General features: G+C 65.6%; 18 protein-coding genes. 9 read left to right on the forward strand and 9 right to left on the reverse strand.

All coding sequences use genetic code 11. The features are described 5' to 3' along the window. Nucleotides 1-34: 34 nt before the first annotated feature. The 4 genes from QZS21_RS03145 to QZS21_RS03160 all read right to left on the reverse strand — a co-directional run bounded on the left by QZS21_RS03145 (nt 35) and on the right by QZS21_RS03160 (nt 3475). Nucleotides 35-655, reverse strand: a complete 621-nt coding sequence (locus tag QZS21_RS03145) for a CatA-like O-acetyltransferase (RefSeq protein WP_295580181.1) — start codon at nt 653-655, stop codon at nt 35-37. Between the two features lie 65 nt (nt 656-720). Then, nucleotides 721-2625 carry a heavy metal translocating P-type ATPase gene (locus tag QZS21_RS03150; RefSeq protein ID WP_295580186.1) on the reverse strand — a complete coding sequence of 635 codons (1905 nt, stop codon included), beginning with the start codon at nt 2623-2625 and terminating at the stop codon, nt 721-723. A gap of 231 nt (nt 2626-2856) precedes the next feature. Further along, nucleotides 2857-3075: a cation transporter gene (locus QZS21_RS03155; RefSeq protein ID WP_295580188.1), complete on the reverse strand. Its 219-nt coding sequence runs from the start codon at nt 3073-3075 to the stop codon at nt 2857-2859. Nucleotides 3076-3112: 37 nt separating this feature from the next. After that, nucleotides 3113-3475 carry a metalloregulator ArsR/SmtB family transcription factor gene (locus QZS21_RS03160; protein WP_295580190.1) on the reverse strand — a complete coding sequence of 121 codons (363 nt, stop codon included), beginning with the start codon at nt 3473-3475 and terminating at the stop codon, nt 3113-3115. Nucleotides 3476-3624: 149 nt separating this feature from the next. On the opposite strand from QZS21_RS03160, the gene QZS21_RS03165 reads away from it, so the two are divergent. Then, nucleotides 3625-4041, forward strand: a complete 417-nt coding sequence (locus QZS21_RS03165; RefSeq protein WP_295580195.1) for a PaaI family thioesterase — start codon at nt 3625-3627, stop codon at nt 4039-4041. 73 nt (nt 4042-4114) lie between these two features. On the opposite strand, the gene QZS21_RS03170 is transcribed toward QZS21_RS03165, so the two are convergent. The 5 genes from QZS21_RS03170 to QZS21_RS03190 all read right to left on the reverse strand — a co-directional run bounded on the left by QZS21_RS03170 (nt 4115) and on the right by QZS21_RS03190 (nt 10251). Beyond that, nucleotides 4115-6433 carry a HAMP domain-containing sensor histidine kinase gene (locus QZS21_RS03170; RefSeq protein WP_295580197.1) on the reverse strand — a complete coding sequence of 773 codons (2319 nt, stop codon included), beginning with the start codon at nt 6431-6433 and terminating at the stop codon, nt 4115-4117. After that, nucleotides 6402-7106: a response regulator transcription factor gene (locus tag QZS21_RS03175; protein WP_295580199.1), complete on the reverse strand. Its 705-nt coding sequence runs from the start codon at nt 7104-7106 to the stop codon at nt 6402-6404. The genes QZS21_RS03170 and QZS21_RS03175 overlap by 32 nt, the downstream gene beginning before the upstream one ends. A 120-nt stretch (nt 7107-7226) precedes the next feature. After that, nucleotides 7227-8468 carry a cell wall metabolism sensor histidine kinase WalK gene (locus QZS21_RS03180; protein WP_295580201.1) on the reverse strand — a complete coding sequence of 414 codons (1242 nt, stop codon included), beginning with the start codon at nt 8466-8468 and terminating at the stop codon, nt 7227-7229. Between the two features lie 67 nt (nt 8469-8535). Next, the gene (locus QZS21_RS03185) at nt 8536-9216 is read right to left on the reverse strand and encodes a response regulator transcription factor (RefSeq protein WP_295580205.1); all 681 of its coding nucleotides are present in this window, start codon (nt 9214-9216) and stop codon (nt 8536-8538) included. Nucleotides 9217-9237: 21 nt separating this feature from the next. Further along, nucleotides 9238-10251, reverse strand: a complete 1014-nt coding sequence (locus tag QZS21_RS03190; protein WP_295580207.1) for a DUF4340 domain-containing protein — start codon at nt 10249-10251, stop codon at nt 9238-9240. A 302-nt stretch (nt 10252-10553) separates the two neighbouring features. On the opposite strand from QZS21_RS03190, the gene QZS21_RS03195 reads away from it, so the two are divergent. The 8 genes from QZS21_RS03195 to QZS21_RS03230 all read left to right on the forward strand — a co-directional run. Beyond that, nucleotides 10554-12071, forward strand: a complete 1518-nt coding sequence (locus QZS21_RS03195) for a 4Fe-4S dicluster domain-containing protein (RefSeq protein ID WP_295580209.1) — start codon at nt 10554-10556, stop codon at nt 12069-12071. Nucleotides 12072-12437: 366 nt separating this feature from the next. Beyond that, nucleotides 12438-13370: a LysR family transcriptional regulator gene (locus tag QZS21_RS03200; protein ID WP_295580212.1), complete on the forward strand. Its 933-nt coding sequence runs from the start codon at nt 12438-12440 to the stop codon at nt 13368-13370. 193 nt (nt 13371-13563) lie between these two features. Next, a complete protein-coding gene (locus QZS21_RS03205) occupies nt 13564-14727 on the forward strand; it encodes a galactose ABC transporter substrate-binding protein (RefSeq protein ID WP_295580213.1) in 1164 nt (387 codons plus the stop codon). A 189-nt stretch (nt 14728-14916) separates the two neighbouring features. Then, the gene (locus QZS21_RS03210) at nt 14917-16416 is read left to right on the forward strand and encodes a sugar ABC transporter ATP-binding protein (protein ID WP_295580215.1); all 1500 of its coding nucleotides are present in this window, start codon (nt 14917-14919) and stop codon (nt 16414-16416) included. A 16-nt stretch (nt 16417-16432) separates the two neighbouring features. Next, nucleotides 16433-17509 (forward strand): ABC transporter permease subunit, encoded by a 1077-nt coding sequence (locus QZS21_RS03215; protein WP_295580218.1) that lies wholly within the window; start codon nt 16433-16435, stop codon nt 17507-17509. Nucleotides 17510-17621: 112 nt separating this feature from the next. Then, on the forward strand, nt 17622-19199 hold the full coding sequence (locus QZS21_RS03220; RefSeq protein ID WP_295580220.1) for a response regulator: 1578 nt from the start codon (nt 17622-17624) through the stop codon (nt 19197-19199). Nucleotides 19200-19299: 100 nt separating this feature from the next. After that, a complete protein-coding gene (locus QZS21_RS03225; RefSeq protein ID WP_295580227.1) occupies nt 19300-21060 on the forward strand; it encodes a sensor histidine kinase in 1761 nt (586 codons plus the stop codon). Next, nucleotides 21057-21557, forward strand: a 501-nt coding sequence (locus QZS21_RS03230) for a substrate-binding domain-containing protein (protein WP_295580222.1), incomplete at its 3' end; no start/stop codon positions are given. The genes QZS21_RS03225 and QZS21_RS03230, both read left to right, overlap by 4 nt.

Below are 21557 nucleotides of genomic sequence, written 5' to 3' on the forward strand. Positions count from 1 at the left end.
GCGGCGGCGTGGAATGCTCCACGCCGCCGCTTCTTCACAGTGCGGCCATCAGCCGCAGCAGCTCCTCCTGAAATTGTCCGATGTGGAACCCGTCGATGAACCGGTGGTTCACCTCCATCGAGAGGTGCAGCTTCCTGCGCCCCTGCTCCTCCGTGAACTTCCCCCAGGAGAGCCGGGGCACGGTGTCGTCCGGGTCGAAGTCCCGCTCGTTGGTGAGGGCCGTCAGCTCCAGCCAGGGCAGGCAGGAGTAGTAGATCAGGTCCCCGGTCTCGCCGGACTGGTCCAGAAAGGCGGTCTGAGACCGGCTCTTCTCCCGGGCCGCCCGGCAGAAGTCCTCCAGGCTGTCCCCCCGGGGCAGGGTGACGATGTGGAATTGCTGGCTGCCGGGCCGCAGGTCCGTGAAGCTGGGGACCCGCCGCTTCAGGAGCACCAGCTCCCCCTCCCGCAGTGCATAGCGGAAGGCCTCCACCCGGTCCAGGGCCTCTGCGGAGAGGTAGATCAACGCGTGGTAAAAGGAGAGACCCCGGGCCTTCACATAGCGGGAGAGGTCCGTCACATCCAGGACAAAGGTGACGCTGTAAAAGGGCTGGGACACCCGGGAGAAGAAGTCGAACAGCTCCTTCCGGGGCCACTGTTCCATGGGAATCGTCTGCATGGCGCCTCGCCTCCGTTTCGATTGTATGAGTTCAGTATAGCGGAGACGGCGCCGCCGGGCAAGGGTCAGTTTCGGAACTCCTCCACCCGCAGGCACCGGGTCGCGTTGAGGATGGCCAGGAAGGCCACGCCCACGTCGGCGAACACTGCCGCCCACATGGAGGCATAGCCCAGCGCGCCCAGGATCAGCACCGCGAATTTCACCCCCAGGGCAAACCAGATGTTCTGGTGGACGATCCGCAGGGTCTTGCGGGAAATCCGCATGGCGGTGGCAATTTTGGAGGGTTTGTCGTCCATCAGCACGATGTCCGCGGCCTCGATGGCGGCGTCGGACCCCAGCGCGCCCATGGCGATGCCGATGTCCGCCCGGGTCAGCACCGGCGCGTCGTTGATGCCGTCGCCCACGAAGGCCAGCTTGCTCCCCTGGGATTTGGAGGCCAGCAGCTTCTCCGTCCAGTCCACCTTGTCGGCGGGCAGCAGCTCCGCGTGGTATTCGTCCACGCCCAGCTCTGCCGCCACGGATTTGGCTACGGCGTCGGCGTCTCCGGTGAGCATGACCGTCCGCTTCACGCCGTTGGCCTTCAGGTCCGCCACGGCGGCCCGGGCGTCCTCCTTGGGCAGGTCGGAGATGACGATGTGCCCGGCGTAAAAGCCGTCCACCGTCACGTGGACGATGGTGCCCGGCAGCTCACAGGGCAGCCAGTTTGCGTTCTGCCGCTCCATCAGGCGGCTGTTGCCCACGCAGACCCGCCTGCCGTCCACTCCGGCGCAGACGCCGTGGCCGGCGATCTCCTCTACGTTGGTCACCCGGCCCGGGTCCATAGGGGTTTTGCAGGCGGCCTTCAGGGAGAGGGAGATGGGGTGGTCGGAGTACTGCTCCGCCAGGGCGGCGTACTCCAGCAGCTGTTCCGGGGTGAAGGCCTCCTCCGGGTGGACGGCGGTGACGGAGAAGGTGCCCTGGGTCAGGGTGCCGGTCTTGTCGAAGACCACGGTCTCCGTCCGGGCCAGGGCCTCCAGAAAGTTGCCGCCCTTCACCAGGATGCCGCACTTACTGGCACCGCCGATGCCGCCGAAGAAGCTCAGGGGCACGGAGATCACCAGGGCGCAGGGGCAGGAGATGACCAGGAAGATCAGCGCCCGGTGAAGCCAGTCGGTCCACACCGTCCCCGCCAGGAAGGCGGGGGTCTCCGGCAGCAGGGTCAGCAGGGCCGACGGGAGGAGGAACAGCGCCGCCGCGGCCGCCACCACACAGGGGGTGTAGTACCGGGCGAAGCGGGTGATGAAGTTCTCGCTGGCGGCCTTCTTCTCCCCGGCGTTTTCCACCAGGTCCAGTATTTTTGACACGGTGGACTCGCTGCAGGGCCGGGTGACCTGGATGCGCAGCAGGCCGGACTGGTTCACGCAGCCGCTGATGACCGCGTCCCCGGGATTGACGTCCCGGGGGACGGATTCGCCGGTGAGGGCGGCGGTGTCCAGGGCGGAGTTGCCCGCCACCACCACGCCGTCCAGAGGCACCCGCTCGCCGGGCTTCACCACCACCACGGCGCCCACCGCCACGTCCTCCGGGTCCACCTCCTGCAGGCGGCCGTCCGGCCCCTCCAGGTTGGCCACGTCGGGCCGGATATCCATCAGGGCGGCGATGGACTGGCGGGACCTGCCCACGGCATAGTCCTGGAACAGTTCGCCAACCTGGTAGAACAGCATGACGAACACCGCCTCGGCGTACTCGCCGGTGGCAAAGGCGCCCACGGTGGCCAGAGCCATCAAGAAGTTCTCGTCAAACACCTGGCCGTGGGCGATGTTGCGGACGGCCCGCCACAAAACGTCCCAGCCGATGACGGCGTAGGGCGCCAGGAAGCAGGCGGCCGCCGCCGGGCCCTCCAGGGGGAGGAGCTTTGCGGCGATCAGCAGCACGGCGGCGGTGAGAATCCGCCAGAGCATGGTTTTTTGTTTTTTGGAAAGACTTGCCATAGAATAACCTCCTTGTTGCTGCCGGGTTGGCGGCAGCGGGGATTTTTGTCCGGCGGGGCGGGGCAACCGCGCATTGCGCGGGGACGGGGGATTTCCGCCGCCGGGCGGGGACGTCTCTCGCAGGGCCGCAAAGTTCCCAAACCCCGCCTTTCCGGGCCTCGCTCACCACGAAAGCGGGCAAGCCCCTCCGCAGAGAGGTGCGGCCACCGCTATCCCGAATTAAACGCGCCGTTACAGGTGAATGGTGCAATCCGGCTCCACCCGTTTGCACACTGCCACGACTTCCCGCATGATCTCGTCAAACCGCCCGTCGTCGGCTTCCACGGTCATCTTCTGAGTCAAAAAGCTGACGGTGGCGCTCTGCACGCCGTCGATTTTTCGGATGGCGTTCTCCATCTTGGCGGCGCAGTTGGCGCAGTCCAAATCGGTGAGATTGAAACGCTTTTTCATGGTGTGTTCCTCCCTATATTCCAAAGATGTTGAAAACTTACTCGGAGACATGCTCCAGTCCCTGGTTGATGATGGTCTTCACGTGGTCGTCCGCCAGGGCGTAGAACACGGTCTTCCCCTCCCGGCGGGATTTCACCAGCCTGGCGTTTTTCAGGGCCCGCAACTGGTGGGAAATGGCCGACTGGGTCATGCCCAGCAGCGACGCAATGTCGCACACGCACATCTCCGCCTCAAAGAGCACATACAGAATGCGGATGCGGGTGGAGTCCCCGAAGATGCGGAACAGCTCCGTCAGATCGTAGAGGGTGTCCTCCCCCGGCAGCTCCCGCCGCACCTTCTCCACCACGTCCTCGTGGGCGTGGATGAAGTCGCAGCACTCCACGTTGTAGCGGTTCTCCAAGAGATCGCCTCCTTTAAGTGAATGATTGTTCATATGTTCATTATATGCAAAGATGCGGAGTTGTCAACCCCTTTTTAAAAAAAGTGGAAAATATATGGAAAGCGTGGTACAATCATTCCAAATTTGAGCAAGGGTCAAAGGAGTCCTGTATGGAAGAGAACCTGAAAAAGCATGTGATGAAGCGGGACAGCATGAACGCCTTCATGCACCACAACTTCAACGAGCGGGTGGCCATGGAGCGGGATTACGCCGTGTGCAAGCTGGACATCCGGCCGGAGAGCCTGAATCCCTTCGGCATGGTCCACGGCGGCGCGCTGTGCACCCTGGCGGACAATGCCGCCGGCGTGGCCGCCCACACCGATGGACGGCTGTACGTCACCCAGAGCAGCACCTTCAATTTCCTGAAAAACCAGGGCAGCGGCACCATTTACGCCACCGCCCGGGTGCGGCACCGGGGCCGGTCCACGGCGCTGGTCTCCGTGGAAATCACTGGGGAGAACGACAAACTGCTGGCCGTCTCAGAGTTCACCATGTTCTGCGTGGGGGACGGCGCGGCGGAGAAATGACCTCTCCGGGCAGACAACGGCAAACGAAGGCCGCCTCGCAAGAGGCGGCCTTCGTTTGTGATAAAAGATGGGCTCAGTCTGCCAGGGGGAAGGTGACCACGGCGGTGAACAGGTCCGCCACCGTCTCCACCCGAAATTCCCCGCCGCAGGCCTCGGTGAAGGACTGGGCGATGGAGAGGCCCAGGCCGCTGCCGCCGTCGGTGCGGCTGTCGTCCCCCCGGACGAACCGGGCGGTGAAATCTACCCCGGCGGGCAGCTCCGTGCGGGAGGTGTTGCGGAGGGAGGCCTCTGCCCGTTCCGGCCCGGCGGTCAGGGAGAGGTAAACCCGGCTGCCGTCCATAGAGTAGCGCAGGGCGTTTTGAATCAGGTTCTGGAACACCCGGTACAGCCGCTTTCCGTCCGCCACGATCTCCACCGGCGCCTCCGGCAGGCTGACCTTGAAGGTCAGGCCGCTCTTTTGAATGGGGCCGTCCATGTCCGCCAGGGTCTGGCGCAGGAGCTTGGCCAGATCCAGCCGCTCCAACTGGACCGGCAGCTGGTCCGCCGCCGCCTTGCTGACCTCAAACACGTCCTGCACCATGGTTTTCAGCCGCTGGGCCTTCTCGTCGATGATCCGGGCGTAGTCCGCGGCGGCCCCCTCCAGCGGCTCCTGGCGCAGCAGCTCCGCGTAGGAGAGGATGGAGGTCAGGGGTGTTTTCAGGTCGTGGGACACGTTGGAGATCAGCTCCACCTTCATCCGCTCGCTGCGGGTCTGCTCCTCCAGGGCCCGGCGCATCCCCGCCTGGATGTCGTTGAGATGCTCCGCCGTCTGCCGCAGGTCGGCATCGCCGGGCAGGGTCAGCGGTGCGGAGAGATTCCCCTCCCGGATGGCGTCCACCTGGTCCGCCAGAAGGCCCACGTCCCGGGCCAGGGCGGCGTGGCGCCGCAGCGCCAGAATCACCGCTGCCGCGCACAAAAGCGTGGTGCCCAGCAGGAAGAGCAGCACGGGGTGCCCCCAGCTGCGGGTTGCCGTCAATACGATGGCCAGGACCAGAACCGGCAGGCAGGAGAGAAGCGCGGTGGTCCGATTCCGCCAGGTCAGCCGTTTTTGAAAGGGGTACTTCCCCATCCGCACCCCCACCAGTCGCCACAGGCTCCGGCGGTTTTCCCTGGGGTTGTGCCGGTGGTCGTTGTGAATCAGCCACAGGGTCCAGAACAGCGCCAGCAGGACGGGGACGTTGTCCAGATGGCTCAGCAGGACCCGCATCAGCTCAAAGAAGAGGTAGCTGTGGAAGCCCTCGTAGAAAAACTCCCACCACCAGTCGGTCTGTCCGATGCCGCCGAGCAGCAGGAACAAAGCGCATCCGGCCACCGCCAGAAACCGCAGCTCCGTCCAGACGTGAACCGTGACGGCGGCAATTTTTTCGTCCGCCAAAACCCGGTGGCGCCGCAGGAGGATGGCCGCCGCCAGCAGGACAAGCCCCGCCCCCAGGACCAGGGTGGCCTGCCGGTAAAAGGCCTGGCTCTGCTGGATGTCCCGGTACAGCCAGTATAGCTCGTCGTTCGTGCTGACGCCGCCGCCGGCGTAGTCCCCGTGGTAGTACTGCATGGGGACCGTGCGGACGGCCATCTGAATCTCCACGCCCTTCACGCTGTCCCCCGCGGGGAAGTTGTCATAGCCGGGGACGAACCATTGGGAGTCCCCGCCATAGATGCCGCTGCCGTAGACGTCCACCGGCCGGCCGTCCTTGACGATGGACACCTTGCCGTCGGAGAAGGTCAGGAGGAAGTTGTATCCCTCCGGCAAGGCCGCGTAGGCGTCCGGGGCGTCGGTGGGCAGGTCGGTGTTCTCGTATTTGATCTTCCCGTCCACCCAGATGCGGTACAGCACGTTCTTGTCGTTTTGATAGGCGGCGTCCGGCGCCGTGGTCCGGGCCGGTGCCGCCGGGTCTTCAAGGCTTACGCCGGTGCCATAGGAGTACGTTTCCATGGCGGGAAGGCGGAAGGAGGACCAGAAGGACGACCCTCCTTCATAGCTTTTGGCGATGGCGTACTCCTGGGCGATGGCCGTGTCGTACCACTCCAGCGGCCCGCCGGCCCCCAGGGTCAAAAAGGACTCCAGATAGCCGCTGACCGCCCAGCGGAAGGAGCCCGTCTCCTGCCAGTCCTGGTTCCACCAGCCGACCTGGTCCCGCTGCCAGGCGAAGCGCCCCGCCGCGGCACCCAGGCTGCCCACCGTCAGGCTCACGCCCAGGAAAAAGGCCAGAAAGGCCGCGGCCGCCCGGAGCCGCCCGGCGGGCCTTGCTGCCTTGACGCCGCCGCCCTGGGGCGGGCGCCCCTCGTACTGCCCCTCGGGCAAGGGCGCCAGGCCCTCCGAGGGCTCATGCTCCATGTTGTTCCATTTTGTATCCAATGCCCCACACCACCTTGATATAATCTGGCTCCTTGGGATTCAGCTCCACTTTTTCCCGAATGCGGCGGATGTGCACCATCACCGTGTTCTCGCAGGCGTAGGCGTCCTCGTTCCAAACCCGCCGGTAGATCTCCTCCGCCGGAAAAATCCTGCCCGGGTGGCGCATGAGCAGCTCCACAATCCGGGTCTCTGTGGCCGTCAGGCGCACCGGCTCCCCGTCGGCGGTGAGCACCAGCCGCTCCGGGTCGTAGGCCAGCCGCCCGTTCACCAGAAGCCCCTGGCGCTCCCCGGCGTGGACGTCCCCCAGCAGGGTGTACCGCCGCAGCTGGCTCCGGACCCGGGCCACCAGCTCCTGGGGGTTGAAGGGCTTGGTCACGTAGTCGTCCGCCCCCATGGACAGGCCCAGAATTTTGTCCGTGTCCTCGCTTTTGGCGGAGAGGATGATGACCGGCAGGTTTCGCTTCTCCCGGATGCGGATGAGGGCGGACAGCCCGTCCAGTCGAGGCATCATCACGTCGATGAGGATGAGCCGCACCGCCGGGTCCAGGCATAGGTCCAGCGCCTCCATGCCGTTGTAGGCCCGGAGGACCCGGTACCCCTCCCGCTCCAGGGTGATGGCGATGGCGCCCACGATCTCCGGGTCGTCGTCCACCACCAGGATGCATTCGTTCATAGCTGTTCCCTCCTTGAGCTGTGTTCAGCATACCGGGGCCGTCTTACAAAGTTCCCGATGGGTTTCTTACGGATTTCTTACGAAAGCAGCAGGGCCGGCGGATGGAACCGGCCCTGCTGATCAGCGCTTGAGAGGCATCGTGAGGATAAAGCGGGTGGCGTCCGCGTCGCTCTCCGCCCGCAATGACGCCTTGTGCTCCTGGGCGATGGAGGCGGCGATGGACAGCCCCAGGCCGAAGCCGGACTTCTCCCCCCGGGAGGCGTCCGCCCGGTAGAACCGCTCGAACAGGCGGGGAAGCTGCTCCGGCGGGATGGGCTCGCCGGGGTTGGAGACCGTCAGCCGGGCCTGCCGGTCCGTCTTTTGCAGGGTGAGGCGGATGGTGCCGCCGTCGGCGCCGTACTTGATGGCGTTGTCCAGCAGGATGGAGAGGACCTGGCGCAGCTTGTCCCGGTCCCCCACCACCGTCACCTCCCCGGCGATGTCGTAGTCCAGGGGCTTCCCCGCCTCAAAGGCCACCGGCTCGAAGGCCAGGGCGCAGTCCGCCGCCAGGTCCGACAGGGCCACCGGCTCCATGGCGGCGGGACGGGAGAGGTTGTCCGCCCGGGCCAGGGTCAGCATCTCCTCCACCAGGACCTTCATCTGCTGGGCCTCGGAGTGGATGTTGTCCGCCCACCGGGCGGGCCGCGCGTCCAGGGGGGCGGCCTCCAGCAGCTCCGCGTTGGAGAGGATGACGGTGAGGGGGGTCTTCAGCTCGTGGGAGGCGTCGGAGAGGAACTGGCGCTGCTGGAGCCAGGCGGTCTCCACCGGCCGGGTGGCCCAGCGGGAGAGGAGGGCGGACACCCCCAGCAGCGCCAGCAGCGCCGCCGACAAAATGAGCAGGTAGGAGCGGATCAGCCTGCCCAGCATGGACGACTCCATGGACACGTCCACAAAGGCCAGCTTCTGGTAGAGGCCGTTGTCCTGGCGGAGGTAGCGGAGGCGGTACTGGCGCAAAAGGCCCTCGCCGGGTTCCTGGCGGAGGCAGTCCGTCAGGATGGATTGCAGGGCCTCCGTGTCCTCCAGATTGGCGTAGGTGCCGCCGGTGACGTAGGCCCGGCTCCCCCACAGCTCCACCGTGAAATAGGGCAGCAGCACCCGGTCCCCGCCGATGGTCACGCTGATGTCCGGCCGGACCATGCCGCCGCCGTCCTCCATCGTCACGCTGTACACCTGATCCTGGGCCACCCGGTAGAGCACCTGGCGGCTCAAATTCACCACGCTGCGCTGCACGGAGAAGAAGATCATGAGGAACACCACCGCCAGCACCGCCGTGACCATGGACATGCAGATGGCCACAAATTTCAGCCGAAGTTTACGAATCACGGGGCGCCCTCCTCTGCGGAATGTCGAAAAGTATGTGGAAAACGTGGAAAAACCGGTGGAAAAATCGTCATTTAGCGGAATCTGACAGGCAGTAGCCCACCATGCGGATGGTTTTGATCTTCACCCGGGAGCGCAGATGCTCTAGCTTTTTGCGGAGAAAAGAGATGTAGACCTCCACATTGTTGTCCTCCGCGTCGGACTCGTAACCCCAGATTTTCAGCAGAAGATTCTCCTTGGTGAGCACCAATTCCCGGTTGAGCATCAGCAGCTCCATCAGGTCGAACTCCTTCCGGCTCAGGCGGACGCTCCGCTCCCCGCAGCTGAGGGCGAAGGTGTTCTTCTCCAGCTTGAGGTCGCCGTATTCCAGCAGGTCCGTGTTCCGCAGCTCCGGCTGCCGCCGGGTCAGGGCGCGGACGCAGGCCAGCAGCTCCCGGGGCTCAAAGGGCTTGGTGAGGTAGTAGTCCGCGCCGCAGTCCAGTCCCTCCACCCGGTCCGTCACCTCCGAGCGGGCGGTGAGCAGCAGCACCGGCGTGGCGCTGCCCGCCTCCCGCAGGCGGCGCAGCACCGTGAAGCCGTCCAGCTTGGGCAGCATCACGTCCAGCAAAATCACGTCGTAGATGGCGGAGAGGGCGTTGTCCAGCCCCGCCTCCCCGTCGTGGCAGACGTCGGCGGTGTAGCCGTTCAGCTCCAGCAGGTCCTGTAACGTGGCGGCCAGCCGGACCTCGTCCTCGACAATCAAAACCCGCATAGGGGGACCTCCTTCCGCCCGTCAGGGCTCCAGGCCGTTGGCCGCCACCCGCATCAGGGGGTCCAGCAGGGCGGTTTCCAAGAGATAGATGGTGGTGTCCTCCCCCACCCGGGCATACCGGCCGGAGCCGTCCGGCAAAGGCACGCCGATGGCCAGGGAGAGGGTCTGCTCCCCGCCGCCGGAGCGGTAGGCCACGGCCACCTGGGCCGCGGGGGCGTCAAAGCCGCAGATGGCGGCCGCCTCGGCGGAGGGGCGGTAGTCCACGCATTTGGCGATGGTGAGCTGGGTGAAGTCCTCCAGCAGGGCCTGCACGGTGGGGTCGTCGGTGACGTTGGCCCCGTCGCAGCGCCAGGTGGTGTCGGCGCCGCCGTCCTCCGGCCGCTGGGCGGTGAGCACCGTCAGGGTGCCCGGCGCCCCCTCGGCGGAGGCGGCGCCCCGGATGGTGATGGAGAGCAGGGTCTCCTCCGTCAGCTCCGGCAGTTCCGGCAGCTGCATCATGTCGTAGATGGGGGTTTGCAGATAGCCTAGCAGCGTGCCGTCAAAGATGTAGATGGCGGAGCTGTCCCCGTTCATCATGGCGTAGTAGCTCTGGCCGTCGGTGGTGCTCTTGCCGAAGGAGATGGACACGGTGGAGCCGTCCGGCGCGGTGGCGGTGATGGCGGCGGTGGGGTCGTCCAGTTGGTAGCTCTCCGGCGCCTCCGGGTTGGACAGGGCCTGCTGGGGGGTCAGGCCGGCCAGGGTGGAGGCGATGGCGGTGAGCACGGTGTCGTCCAGGGGGAAGTCCGGGTCGTCGTCCCAGATCCACTTCCCCGCCTCGTCCAGGGAGAAGGACAGCGAGGCGCTGCCGTTGGAGTAGGAGAGGCTGGTGTAGGCGCTGCCCGCCGCGGCGGCGTTTTCGGCGGCCTGGGCGGCGGGGTCCTCCCCGGCGGCCAGGGACTCCCGGTACTTCATCCCCAGCACGATCAGCAGCGCGGCGGACAAAATCGCCAGAATGCTGCTCAGGATGGTGATGGTCCGTCTTTCTTTCCAAGTCATAAGGGTCCTCCTGTTGTCGTCCGGCAAATACTTGATTTTCTTATTATAACACACCCGGGAGGGGCGTCAATCAAAAGCCGCCGCTCTTTGGGAAGAGCATAGGCCGAAAACCTGAAACCCGCCTGAAAGGGCCGCCGCCGTCAAAAGGCCGGTTGTTTCCAGCTTTTTCTGGAAATTCCGGCATTCGGCTCTTGCAAACGGGGACGGGATTTTATATAATGAATCGACACATTGTCAACCTAATCACAAAGTACCCGGGACGGTATGCGACCGCCCGGAGAACGATGGAGGAAAACGACCATATGAGAGGTGTACACAGCGCGGTGGACGATATCCGCCGCAACGTATTTACCGAGGTGGCCCGGCTGGCCTACGAGGGAGGCGATCTGAAGCGGGTGGATGCCATCCCCTTCCAGATGATCCAGGGTGAGGTGGCCCGCCACCGCCACGACGTGTTTTTGGAGCGGGCCATCGTCCAGGAGCGGGTCCGCCTGGCCCTGGGGATGAATTTGCAGCTGGCGAAGGACCAAATGCCCATCTCCGACAGCATCGGCGAGGCCGCCACCGACCAGAAGTACTTCGAGGAGCCCCTGGTGAACATCATCCCCTTCGCCTGCAACGCCTGTCCCCCCAAGCAGGTCCGCATCACCGACAGCTGCCAGGGCTGCATTTCCCACCCCTGCATGAACGTCTGCCCCAAGGACGCCATCTACCTGGACAAGGACAAGCACTGCCACATCGACCAGGACAAGTGCATCAAGTGCGGCAAGTGCTTCAACCAGTGTCCCTACCGGGCCATCTCCAAGATCGAGCGGCCCTGCGCCGCCGCCTGCGGTATGGACGCCATCGAGTCCGACGAGCTGGGCCGGGCCCGGATCAACTACGACAAGTGCGTGTCCTGCGGCATGTGCCTGGTGAACTGCCCCTTCGCCGCCATTGCGGACAAGAGCCAGATTTTCCAGATCATCAACGCCATCAAGCGGGAGGAGACGGTCATCGCCTGCGTGGCGCCCGCCTTTGTGGGCCAGTTCGGCAAGGAGGCCACCCCCGCCCGGCTGAAGGCCGCCATGCGGACGCTGGGCTTTGCGGACGTGGTGGAGGTTGCCATCGGCGCGGACCTGTGCACCGTGGAGGAGGCCCACGACTTCCTGGAGAACGTCCCCGCCAAGCAGCCCTTCATGGGCACCAGCTGCTGCCCGGCCTGGTCCGTCATGGCCAAGAAGCTGTTCCCCCAGTTCAAGGACTATATCTCCATGGCCCTGACCCCCATGGTCATCACCGCCCGGATGGTGAAAACGGACCACCCCGACGCCCGCATCTGCTTCATCGGCCCCTGCGCCGCCAAGAAGCTGGAGGCCAACCGCCGCTCCGTCCGCTCCGACGTGGACTTCGTGCTGACCTTTGAGGAGCTCCAGGGCATGTTCGACGCCAAGGGGATCGACTTCTCCCAGATCGAGGCGGACCCCCAGGACGACATGAACGAGGGCACCGGCATGGGCCGGGGCTTTGCCGTGGGCGGCGGCGTGGCCGCCGCCGTGGTGGAGGCCGTCCGGCACATCGACCCGGACCGGGAGATCAAGATCGAGTACGGCGACGGCCTGCGGGAGTGCCGGAAGATGCTGGCCATGGCCAAGGCCGGCAAGCGGGACGGCTACCTGCTGGAGGGCATGGCCTGTCCCGGCGGCTGCGTGGCCGGCGCGGGCACCATCCGCTCCGTGAAGGAGAGCGCCGCCAATGTGGAGAACTTCAAGCGCCAGGCGCCGGAGCTGAGCTGCACCACCAGCCCCCATCTGAACCGCCTGAAAGATGTAGAGGAATAAGCCAGGCCCCCCGCCCCCAGGGCGGGGGGCTTTGTTGCAAACGTGCCGCAGGCGCGTTTTTCAACAAAGCTGGGGCCCGCTGGGCGCGTGAGCGGTGCGCCGCAGGCGCACCGCATCCCCCTGGGGTCCGCACCGGATATTCTGCAGCCCGCGCGCCGCGGCAGAACAGGATTGCGGCTCGCGTGGCCGCTCCGGCGGCGAACCGCCGCGGGGCGTTTTCGACAAGCTGCCCCTCCGGGGCGGTTTTTTTCGTCCGGCGGGGCCGTGTTTTTCCGGCGGCCCTTGCGGCGTCCCCCGCCCGGGAGTAGAATCAGAGGAGAGACCGCCCCGGGCCCTGCCGGCGGGGGCGGAAGGGAGGCAGACGGCATGGACATCAAAAACCCGGAATACATTGTGGAAATCGCCCGCCAGCAAGGGGTCACCCGGGCGGCGGAAAAGCTGTTCCTCACCCAGTCCACCCTCAGCCAGTACCTCTTGAAGCTGGAGGCGGAGCTGGGGACGCCCCTGTTCCGCCGGGAGCAGAATCGCCTGTTCCCCACCGGCGCGGGGCGGATTTACATCCAGGCGGCCCAGGACATCCTGCGCATCCAGGAGGCCGCCCGGGAGGGCATCGACGCGCTGCGGGGACAGAGCCACATCGACCTGGGGGTGACCTCCGCCTGGGGGCTGGAGCTGATGACGGACATCCTCCCGGCCTTCAAACAGCGCTTTCCCGCCGTCACGCTGCGGCTGGAGGAGAACCGGAACTATCTGGAGATGCAGGCCATCCTCCGGGCGGGCCGGGTGGACCTGGCGGTGATGGCGGTGCCGCCGGAGGAGGACGTCCCCGCCCAGGGCTACACCCACCTGCGCTGGGAGGAGATCGTGCTGGTGCTGCCGGAGGGCCACCCCTTCTGCGCCGCCCACGGGAAGGAGGCGGCAGTGGACGAGGCGGCGCTCAGCGGAGAGCTGCGGGGGGAGAGCTTCCTCCTCTCCGGGAAGAACGCCTCTATCCGCCGGATGCAGGAGGCGCTGTTCGCCCGGCTGATGTACCACCCGGCGGTGGTGTGCGAGCTGAACGACAACGCGGCGGCGCTGCGGATGACGGCGGCGGGTATCGGCGTGCTGCTGTGCCCCCGCTCCTATGCGGACCGGGCCCAGGGCGTCCGGTCCTTCCGCCTGAACCCGCCGCTGCTGCGGGAGGATGTGCTGGTGTACCGCAGGCGGATCCAAAAGACGGAGCCCCTGGCCTGCCTGGAGGAGCTGATCGTGGGCAACGCCCGGTTCCGGGCGGAGGGGGCGCCGCTTCCCGCCAAATAGGGAGCGGAATATTGCCAATTCGCCGAAAATTTCGGAAAATTTACGTCGGATGCGGGAAAGGAGCCAAGTTTTTTCCTACAAGAGCGAAGATTTTTCTATCGTTTTTTCACGATTCGGGCAGTACAATGAGGCTAGTCCAACGGAGTGCGCCCCGGCGCGCCCCGGAATCAAGATTGACATAGGAGGAACCATGATGAAGAAGTTTTTTGCGCTTGCCCTTTCCGCCGTCATGATGCTGACCCTGCTGGCCGGCTGCGGCGGCAAGAAGGACGAGCCCGCCCAGACCCCGGACGCTCCCCAGAGTGAGGAGCCCGCTGCCAGCGAGCTGAACGTGGCCGTGTTCTATTACGACTATTCCGACGTGTACATCTCCAGCGTCCGCAACGCCATGGACAACCTGTTTGCCGGCATGGGCGTCAAGCCTAACAACTATGACGGCGCGGGCAACCAGGCCCAGCAGACCGACCAGATCAACACCGCCATCTCCAACGGCGCCAATCTGCTGATCGTCAACATCGTGGAGACCTCCTCTCCCGACGCGGCCCAGAACGCCGTGGAAGTGGCCAGAACCGCCGGCATCCCCATCGTCTTCTTCAACCGCGAGGTTGCCGACGACGTGGTGAACAGCTATGAGAAGTGCGCCTTCGTGGGCACCGACGCCCCCGAGGCCGGCCACATGCAGGGCAAGCTCATCGGCGAGTACCTGCTGGACAACTATGAGGCCGTGGACCTCAACGGCGACGGCGTCATCTCCTACGTCATGTTCAAGGGCCAGGAGGGCAACGCCGAGGCCGAGGCCCGCACCCAGTTCGGCGTGGAGGACGCCAACGCCGTCCTGACCGCCGCCGGCAAGGCCGAGCTGGCCTACTACAACGCCTCCGCCTCTGACAAGTATCTGGTGGACCAGGGCGGCAAGTGGTCCGCGCAGGCCGCCAACGACTACATGGCCACCATCCTGCCCGAGTACTCCGAGGCCAACGGCAACATGGTGGAGCTGATTATCTGCAACAACGACGGCATGGCCGAGGGCGCCGTCTCCGCCCTCCAGGGCGCCGGCTATAACCTGGGCAACGACGAGGACGGCAAGCCCACCTCCACCGTGATCCCCGTCTTCGGCGTGGACGCCACCGACTCCGCCAAGCAGCTGATCAACGAGGGCAAGATGACCGGCACCATCAAGCAGGACGCCGAGGGCATGGCCGCCACCATCCTGGCGCTGGTGGGCAACGTGCAGGGCGGCGCCGAGCTGATGAACGGCATCGACGAGGCCAACGGCTACAACGTGGATAAGAACGAAGACGGCACCGTGAAGGTCGCCAAGATCCGTGTGCCCTACGGCACCTACACCGGCGAATAAGCCTCCATCGGCTTTCGCCCCAGCTTACCCATCGACCGATTGAGCGGGGCTGTCGATTTCGACAGCCCCGCTTGTCGCAAAACCCGGCCGCCAGGCCGGTCCACCGGTGGAGCCTCTGCCTGAGCCATGCCCCTCCATGGCCGAGGCAGAAGCTCCGCACGAAGGGAGCAACAAAGGAGGAGAACGCATATGGAGCAGCCGGCATTGCTGGAAATGCGGAATATTATCAAGGAATTCCCCGGCGTCAAGGCGCTGGACGGGGTGTCCCTCACCGTCCGCCCGGGCACGGTCCACGCCCTCATGGGAGAGAACGGCGCGGGCAAATCCACGCTGATGAAGTGCCTCTTCGGCATTTACAGCAAGGACAGCGGGACCATTCAGCTGGAGGGCAAGGAGATCAACTTCAAAAGCTCCAAGGAGGCACTGGAAAACGGCGTGGCCATGGTGCACCAGGAGCTGAACCAGGCCCTGACCCGCAGCGTCATGGACAACCTCTGGCTGGGCCGCTATCCCAAGGTGGGCGGCATCATGGTCAGCGAATCCGCCATGCGCAAGCGCACCCAGGAGATTTTCGACGAGTTGGAGGTCCGCGTGGACCCCAAGGCCATCATGTCCACCATGCCCGTCTCTCAGCGGCAGATGGTGGAGATCGCCAAGGCCGTCAGCTACAACTCCAAGATCATCGTTTTCGACGAGCCCACCTCCTCGTTGACGGAGGTGGAGGTGGAGCACCTGTTCCGCATCATCAACATGCTGCGCAGCAAGGGCTGCGGCATCATTTACATCAGCCATAAGATGGAGGAGATTCTTCGCATCAGCGACGAGGTCACCATCATGCGGGACGGCACCTGGGTGGCCACTCGGCCGGCCAAGGAGCTGACCATGGAGGAGATTATCCGCCTGATGGTGGGCCGGGAGCTGACCAACCGCTTCCCCCCCAAGGACAACGTTCCCGGCGACGTGATTTTGGAGGTGGAGGGTCTCTCCGGCAAGTACACCCGGCTCCAGGAGGCCAGCTTCCAGCTGCGCAAGGGCGAGATTCTGGGCATCGCCGGCTTGGACGGCTCCGGCCGGACGGAGGTGCTGGAGAACCTCTTCGGCTCTATGACCCGGGGCGGCGGCACCGTCCGCCTCCACGGAAAGGAGATCCGGAACAAATCCCCCCGGGAGGCCATCAAAAACGGCTTCGCCCTGCTGACGGAGGAGCGCCGGGCCACCGGCATCTTCGGCATCCGGGACATCCGGGAGAACACGGTGATCTCCAACCTGAACAGCTACCTGATCGGCGGCTTCTGCCTCAGTGAGAAGAAGATGAAGGAGGACACGGACTGGTCCATCCAGGCCATGCACATCAAGACCCCCGGCCAGTCCACCCAGATCCGCTCCCTCTCCGGCGGCAACCAGCAAAAGGTCATCATCGGCCGGTGGCTGCTCACCAAGCCCGAGGTGCTGCTGCTGGACGAGCCCACCCGGGGCATCGACGTGGGCGCCAAGTACGAGATCTATCAGCTCATCATCGACCTGGCCAAGGAGGGCAAGGGCGTCGTCATGGTCTCCTCGGAGATGCCGGAGCTGCTGGGCGTGTGCGACCGCATTCTGGTGATGTCCGGCGGCCGCCTGGCCGGCGAGGTAGACGCCAAGACCACCAGCCAGGAGGAAATCCTGACCCTGGCGGCCAAATACGTGTAAGGAGAGGAGAACCCCTATGAGTAACGAATCCAAGACCATGGAAAAAGAGGCCCAGGCCCAGACCGCGGCCAAGCAGCCCTGGACCGCCAAGCGGGTGGGCGACCTGCTCTTGAACAACGCGCTGATCATCATTATGGTCATCGCCGTCATTTACATCGCCGTCATCAACGAGAACTTCCTGAAGGCGGCCTCCGTCATCAACATCATCTCCCAGACCGCGGCCTACCTGCCCGCCGCCCTGGGCATCGGCGGGTGCATCGTCCTCACGGGCACCGACCTGTCCGCAGGCCGGGCCGTGGGCCTCACCGCCTGCGTCTCCGCCTCCCTGCTGCAAAACGCCGCCAACCTGGCCAACAAGATGTGGCCGGAGATCGGCACGCTGCCCATCCCCGTGGTCATCGTGATCTCCATGATCATCGGCGCTCTGATCGGCTGCTTCAACGGCTTCTTTGTGGCCAAGTTTAAGCTCCATCCCTTCATTGTCACCCTGGGCACCCAGCTGATTCTGTACACCTTCCTGCTGCTGTACGTCCAGCAGGGCAACAACAAGGGCATGGCCATCTCCAACCTGGACGCGTCCTATACCGGTTTCGTCAAGGGGAGCCTGTTCAGCATCCGCGGCACCCCCATCCCCAACTACGTGCTCTTCGCCGTGGTGCTGACCGCCGTCATGTGGTTCGTGTGGAACAAGACCACCTTCGGCAAGAACATGTTCGCCCTGGGCTCCAATGAGGAGGCCGCCCGGGTCTCCGGCGTCAACGTCTTCGCCACCACCATCGCCGTCTTCGCCCTGGCCGGCGCCATGTACGGCTTCACCGGCTTCATCGAGGGCGCCCGCATCGGCTCCAACACCGCCAACACCGGCCTGAACTACGAGCTGGACGCCATCGCGGCCTGCGTCATCGGCGGCGTCTCCTTCGTCGGCGGTATCGGCAAGATCCGGGGCATCGTCATCGGCGTTTTGATGCTGCGGCTGATCTTCGTGGGCCTCACCATGGTGGGCGTGCCCCAGGATCTGCAGTACCTCATCAAGGGCGCCATCATCCTCTTCGCCTGCGCGCTGGACATGCGGAAGTACTTGGTGAAAAAGTAACAACCTCCCCCTTCCCTGCGGATGGAGGGCGTGCGGCCGCACGCCCTCCATATTTGTCTTTTCACCGGCCTTCTCCCTGTGGTATACTGACGGAAAAGGATGGTGACGGAAGATGGAGCTCTACCGGGTGCTGCTGGTGGACGACGAGGAGGATATCCGGGTGGGCATCAGCCGCAAGATGGACTGGGCCAGCCTGGGCTTCACCCTGGTGGGGGAGGCGGAAAACGGCCGGGATGCCCTGGAGCTGGCGGAGACCCTGGAGCCGGACCTGGTGCTGACGGACATCAAAATGCCCTTTATGGACGGGCTGGAGCTGTGCCGCATTCTGACGGAGCGGCTGCCCGCCTCCAAGTTCGTGATCTTCTCCGGGTTTGACGACTTCGAGTACGCCAAGCAGGCGGTGCGGCTGAACGTCTCGGAGTATATACTCAAGCCCATCAACGCCGCGGAGCTCACCGCCGTGCTGCAAAAGCTGAAGACCCAGCTGGACACGGAGCGGACGGAGCGGCAGAACGTGGAGCTGCTGCGCAGCCGGTACGAGGAGAGCCTGCCGGTGCTGCGGGAACTGTACTACACCCGGCTGCTGGAGGGCCGCATCCCCCCGGGGCAGGAGGCGGAACGGGCCACCCGGCTGGAGATTGACCTCTCCGGCGAGGCCTGGGTGGCCGCCCTGGTCCACATTGAGACCGGCGGCGGCACCTTCCCCGCCCTCTCCGTCCAGCAGCTGCTGGAGGAGCATTTGACGCTGGAGGGCTGCTGCAGCAAGGCCTTTCTCTACAACGACGCCCTGGCGGTGCTCTCCAGCTTCCACGGCGTGGTGTCCATCTACGACTATATCGGGGCCATGGACCGGGTGTGCTCCCTGGCGGAGAGCTACCTGGGGCTGACGGTGACGGTGGGCGTGGGCGCCCCCTGCGCCGAGCCGGCGGGCCTGCCCCAGTCCGCGGAGGGCGCCCGCAGCGCCCTGGACTACCGCCGCATCGTGGGGACCGGCCGGACCATCTACATCGGGGATCTGGAGCCGGACACCGGCGCCCGGCTGTCCTTTGACGAAAACGACGAGCGGGCGCTGTCCGCCGCCGTGAAGCTGGGCGGCGAGGCGGAGGTCCGGGAGGAGGTGGCCCGCCTGACGTCCCGCCTCCGGGCGGCGGGACTGCCCATGGCCCAGTGCGGGCTGTTTTTCCTGGAGCTGCTGACCGGCCTTTTGAAGCTGGCCCGGGGGGCGGACCTCCCGCTGGAGGAGGTCTTCGGCCCCGGCTTCACCGGCGCCATGCAGGCCGGGGACTTCCCCTCCCCGGAGGCGCTGGGGGACTGGTGCCTGGAGCGGTGCCTGCGCATCCAGAGCCTGATCCGCCGCCAGCGGACCGACACCGCCGGGCGGACCGTGGAGCGGGCCAAGGCGTTCATCAGCCGCAACTACGGGGACAGCGGCCTCTCCGTGGAGCGGCTGTGCGCCTACCTCCACCTCAGCGCCGCCTACTTCTCCACCCTCTTCAAGCGGGAGACCGGCATGAGCTTTACCGCCTACGTCACCGTGGTGCGGATGGAGGCGGCGGCCGCGCTGCTGCGGGGCACGGAGGAGAAGACCTACCTCATCGCCCAGACCTGCGGCTACGAGGATCCCAACTACTTCAGCTACGTCTTCAAACGCCATTTCGGCGTGACCCCCACCAAATACCGGGCCGGGTGAGCAGTCCCCGGGCCCGGGGAGAGGAGGACCCCCTGTGAAACGATTCTTCGCCGGCCTGGCGGCGCGGTGGCGGGCGCTGTACCACCGCTCCAGCATCCAGATGGTGCTCTCGCTGTCCTTCACCGCCGTGGCGGTGGCGGGCATGGTCCTCCTGGGGCTGACTCTCTTTCTCCGCTTTTCCCACACCACCAACGCCCAGATGGCGGAGAGCAGCCGCCGGGTGCTGGCCCAGGTGAATTTGAACCTGGACGGCTACCTGCGCAGCATGATGCGGATCTCGGACACCGCCTATTACCGGGTCATCAAGGACACGGACCTGGGGGAGGCCTCCCTGGACGAGCCGCTGGAGCTGCTCTACGAGGGCAGCCGGGACTCCCTGGTGTCCATCGCCGTCTTTTCCCGGGAGGGGGGGCTCATCGCCGCCACCCCCCTGACGGGCCTGAAAAACAGCGTGGCCCCGGAGCGGGAGAGCTGGTTTGCCACGGCGGAGCAGAAGATTGAAAACCTCCACTTCTCCACCCCCCACGTGCAAAACCTCTTCGAGGACCCGGACTACCGCTACCGGTGGGTGGTGTCCCTCAGCCGCCAGGTGGAGCTGACCCGCAACGGCAGCATCGAGAGCGGCGTGCTGCTGGTGGACATGAGCTTTGGCGGCATTGAGCAGATCTGCAAGGATGTGGACCTGGGGGGCCAGCAGGGCTACCTCTACCTCATCGACGGCGGCGGGGAGATCATCTACCACCCCCGCCAGCAGCTGATTTACGCGGGACTGCTGGAGGAGAACAACCGCGCCGCCGCCTCCTACGCCGACGGCAGCCACACGGAGACCTTCCAGGGCCGGAGCCGCCAGGTGACGGTGAAGACCGTGGGCTACACCGGGTGGAAGCTGGTGGGGGTGGTGCCGTCGGAGACGGTGTGGGACAACTACGGCCAATTGGTCCTCTTCTTCCTCTTCGTGGTCTTCTTCTCCGTCTACCTGCTGGTCTTCGCCAACCTGCGCCTCTCCGGCTGGATCACCGCCCCGGTGAAAAAGCTGGACCGGGCGGTGAAGGAGCTGGAGGCCGGGAGCCGGGCGGTGGACTTCGACGTGGGCGGGCCCTACGAGGTGGAGCACCTGAGCCACTCCATCCAGTCCATGGTCTCCACCCTGCGCCACCTGATGGACGACATCATCCAGCAGGAGGAGCAGAAGCGCCGCAGCGAACTGGACGTGCTCCAGTCCCAGATCAACCCCCACTTCCTGTACAACACCCTGGACTCCGTGGTGTGGATGACGGAGAACGGCCGGACGGAGGACGCGGTGGTGATGCTCACCTCCCTGGCCCGGTTCTTCCGCATCTCCCTCAGCCGGGGCAGCAGCGTCATCCCCATCGCCGATGAGCTGGAGCATGCCCGGCACTACCTCACCATTCAGAAAATGCGGTATAAAAACAAATTCTCCGCCGATCTGACGGCGGAGGATGGTGTAGAGAACCTCTACACCATCAAGCTCATTGTCCAGCCCGTGCTGGAAAACGCCATCTACCACGGCATGGCCTACGCCGACGGCGACGGGGAGATCCACATCCGGGCGTTCCGGGAGGGGGCGGATGTGGTGATCGAGGTGGCGGACAACGGCCCCGGGATGCCCCAGGAGGTGGTGGAGCGGCTGCTGGATGCCGGCGGCCCCGCCAGCGTGCAGGGGGCCAAGGGCTCCGGCATCGGCTTTCGCAACGTCCACCGGCGCATCCGGCTGACCTTCGGTCCGGCCTACGGCCTCACCATCCTCAGCGAGCCGGACGCCGGCACCACCGTGCGCATCCGTCTGCCCGCCCTGGACGAGGCGGAGGCCAGGCGCTATCGGAAGGAGGGAGAGGCATGAGGCGCAGAGTGCTCTGGCAGCTGGTGATTCCGCTGCTGGTGCTGTGCGTGCTGTTCACGCTGCTGGCCTATCCCCCCAGCCAGAGCCGCAGCCGGCCGGATCTGCTGGAGCTGTCCGTGATTTTCCGGGAGGCGGACACCGCCCTCTGGGCCAACGCCCGGCAGGGCATGGAGCAGGCGGCGTCGGACCTGGACGTGGAGGTGCGGTTTTTGACCCCCGCCGCCTCCAACGACGCGGCGGAGCAGGCGCAGCTGCTGGAGCGGGAGACCGCCGGCGGCGCCGGGGCGGTGCTGCTGGTGCCCGCGGACCGGGCGGCCCTGGAGACGGCGGTGGCCGCGGCGTCGGCTAAGGTGCCCCTGGTGACCATGGAGACCGACATGACGGCGGCGGGCGCCGCCGCCTGGGTGGGAACGGATGCCCGGGACCTGGGGGAGGCCCTGGGTCAGGCGGTGCTCAACGGCGTGGCCGAGGGGGGCACCGTGCTGCTGGTGGACAGC

The organism is uncultured Oscillibacter sp., assembly GCF_900544955.1.
Taxonomy (GTDB): Bacteria; Bacillota; Clostridia; order Oscillospirales; family Oscillospiraceae; genus Oscillibacter.

Excerpts from the sequence above, each read along its gene's own strand:
- QZS21_RS03220 (WP_295580220.1), top strand. The coding sequence starts at position 17,622 with ATGGAGCTCTACCGGGTGCTGCTGGTGGACGACGAGGAGGATATCCGG.
- QZS21_RS03155 (WP_295580188.1), bottom strand. The coding sequence starts at position 3,075 with ATGAAAAAGCGTTTCAATCTCACCGATTTGGACTGCGCCAACTGCGCC.
- QZS21_RS03200 (WP_295580212.1), top strand. The coding sequence starts at position 12,438 with ATGGACATCAAAAACCCGGAATACATTGTGGAAATCGCCCGCCAGCAA.
- QZS21_RS03210 (WP_295580215.1), top strand. The coding sequence starts at position 14,917 with ATGGAGCAGCCGGCATTGCTGGAAATGCGGAATATTATCAAGGAATTC.
- QZS21_RS03185 (WP_295580205.1), bottom strand. The coding sequence starts at position 9,216 with ATGCGGGTTTTGATTGTCGAGGACGAGGTCCGGCTGGCCGCCACGTTA.
- QZS21_RS03225 (WP_295580227.1), top strand. The coding sequence starts at position 19,300 with ATGGTGCTCTCGCTGTCCTTCACCGCCGTGGCGGTGGCGGGCATGGTC.
- QZS21_RS03165 (WP_295580195.1), top strand. The coding sequence starts at position 3,625 with ATGGAAGAGAACCTGAAAAAGCATGTGATGAAGCGGGACAGCATGAAC.
- QZS21_RS03215 (WP_295580218.1), top strand. The coding sequence starts at position 16,433 with ATGAGTAACGAATCCAAGACCATGGAAAAAGAGGCCCAGGCCCAGACC.
- QZS21_RS03190 (WP_295580207.1), bottom strand. The coding sequence starts at position 10,251 with ATGACTTGGAAAGAAAGACGGACCATCACCATCCTGAGCAGCATTCTG.
- QZS21_RS03175 (WP_295580199.1), bottom strand. The coding sequence starts at position 7,106 with ATGAACGAATGCATCCTGGTGGTGGACGACGACCCGGAGATCGTGGGC.
- QZS21_RS03195 (WP_295580209.1), top strand. The coding sequence starts at position 10,554 with ATGAGAGGTGTACACAGCGCGGTGGACGATATCCGCCGCAACGTATTT.
- QZS21_RS03150 (WP_295580186.1), bottom strand. The coding sequence starts at position 2,625 with ATGGCAAGTCTTTCCAAAAAACAAAAAACCATGCTCTGGCGGATTCTC.
- QZS21_RS03145 (WP_295580181.1), bottom strand. The coding sequence starts at position 655 with ATGCAGACGATTCCCATGGAACAGTGGCCCCGGAAGGAGCTGTTCGAC.
- QZS21_RS03205 (WP_295580213.1), top strand. The coding sequence starts at position 13,564 with ATGAAGAAGTTTTTTGCGCTTGCCCTTTCCGCCGTCATGATGCTGACC.